The sequence below is a fragment of the Micromonospora sp. URMC 106 genome (assembly GCF_051386395.1).
Taxonomy (GTDB): domain Bacteria; phylum Actinomycetota; class Actinomycetes; order Mycobacteriales; family Micromonosporaceae; genus Micromonospora.
The window spans coordinates 1-420 of sequence record NZ_JBPQTP010000254.1; the positions used below are offsets into that span (position 1 = coordinate 1).

Below are 420 nucleotides of genomic sequence, written 5' to 3' on the forward strand. Positions count from 1 at the left end.
CCGCGTCAAGGCGTCAGTTGCGGCCGGGTTCGACGATCTCGCCCTCGATGGCGCGGCCTGCGTCGATGACGGTCGGCGGCGCGGGCGTCGGGCGCGGCGCCGGCTGCGGCGCACCCCGGCGCACCCGCACCCGGCGGGGCCCGAACAGGTCACCGGCGAGCATCGACGACACCCGGCGCTCCGCGGCACGCTGCACCCCGCCGCGGGCCAGGCGACGCACCGGCGGCACCAGCAGCAACAACCCCACCAGGGCGCTCACCAGGCCCGGCGCGGCCAGCAGCAGCGCGCCCACCAGCCCGACAAGGCCGTCGGTGACCTGCCGGCCCGGCGGCTGGCCGGCCTCGGCGGAGGCCCGGAAGCCGCGCCAGGCGCGCATCCCCTCCCGCCGCAGCAGCACCAGCCCCAGCAGCGACACCGCGA

At 79.3% G+C, this 420-nt stretch carries 1 protein-coding gene; it reads right to left on the reverse strand.

Annotated features, from left to right (window positions below):
- Window positions 1–13: 13 nt before the first annotated feature.
- Window positions 14–420 (reverse strand): FxsA family protein (locus ACSNOB_RS32005; RefSeq protein WP_436691180.1); only part of this gene is annotated, 407 nt, incomplete at its 5' end.